Annotated in this window: 1 protein-coding gene and 1 pseudogene; both read right to left on the bottom strand. The window is 69.9% G+C overall.

What is annotated here, in order from left to right; genetic code table 11:
* Positions 1 to 351: pseudogene (locus tag ACWJ6R_RS36450) on the bottom strand (cytochrome P450); the annotation flags it as partial.
* 184 nt (positions 352 to 535) lie between these two features.
* On the bottom strand, positions 536 to 1,326 hold a 791-nt coding region (locus tag ACWJ6R_RS36445; protein ID WP_449066566.1), incomplete at its 5' end, for a cytochrome P450.

Here is a 1,326-nt window from a genome sequence, read left to right as displayed (position 1 = left end):
CCGCAGCCGCGCGTGCCGGGGATCGTCCATGTTGATCATCGAGCCGAAGTACTCGGCGAACTCCGGCGGCATGTCCGGGATGTTGGTGGCGCCGCCGTCCCCCGAGCAGAAGACCTCGGGGTTGCGGCTCGCCTCCAGGATGTCGGTGTGCCTGGCCAGCGCGTGGTAGCCGGGGCCCCGGGGTGCGAAGGAGACCTCCGGCTCGGCGTAGAAGGCGGGGCTCGGCAGGGCGCGCAGCAGTTCGAAGGCCCGCTCCCGCTCGCGCATCGGCCTGGCCCAGAAGGCGTAGTCGGACAGGTCGAAGTCGGCTACCGAGGTGATCGGCTCGCGCTCGCCGGGCATCGCGCTCATACCGCCCATCATTGGCGGGCGTACTCGCTCAGGTCAATGAGCCGGACTCAGGTCGATGAACCGGATTCGGATCCATGAACCGGGCTCAGCGCGGTGAGCCGGGCTCAGGGCGGTGGACCGGGCTCAGGGCGGTGAGCCCGGCCGGCGCCGCCCGCCAGGCCTGACGGGGTCGACGGGGCCGGCCTCAGAAATCGCACCGCAGGTGCTTGATGCCGTTGATGAAGGTGGAGCGGAGACGGTCGGGCTCGCCGACCGAGCGGATCTGCGGGACCCGGGTGAACAGCTCGCGGAACATCACCGTGATCTCGCGGCGGGCGAGGTGGGCGCCCAGGCAGAAATGCGGTCCCGGCCCGCCGAAGCCCACGTGCGGCCCCTCGGTCCGCAGGATGTCGAAGCGGTGGGGGTCGGTGAAGACCGCCTCGTCCCGGTTGGCCGCCCAGTAGTAGAGCAGCACCTTGTCACCCTTGCGGTACAGGTGGCCGTTCATCTCGTGGTCGCGGGTGACGGTGCGGCGCATCCAGGTGACCGGGGAGGCCAGCCGTACGACCTCCTCGACCGCGCCGGCGATGCGCCCGTCGAAGTCGGCCAGGAGCAGCTCCCGCTGGCCGGGGTTCTCGGTGAACAGGTGCAGGCCGTGGGAGATCGCGTTGCGGGTGGTCTCGTTGCCCGCCACCACCAGCAGGATGAAGAACGAGCCCAGCTCCTGCATCGTCAGCTTCTCGCCGTCGATGTTGGCGCTGGTCAGCGAGGTGATGAGGTTGTCCCCGCCGGCGTCGGCGAGCGAGACGACCAGCTCCTGCAGGCGCTGCCCCGCACCGAGGAGCAGTTCGGCCGCGCGGGCGGGGTCGTCCATGAACTCGGGGTCCCCGCCGGACAGGATGATGTTCGACGCCTCGAAGACCGTCCCGTAGTGCTCCTCGGGGATGCCCATCATGTCGCAGATGATCTTCAAAGGGAGCCGGGCGGCCACCTCGG

Source organism: Planomonospora algeriensis (assembly GCF_977012225.1).
This window is presented reverse-complemented; position numbering and strand designations above follow the sequence as displayed.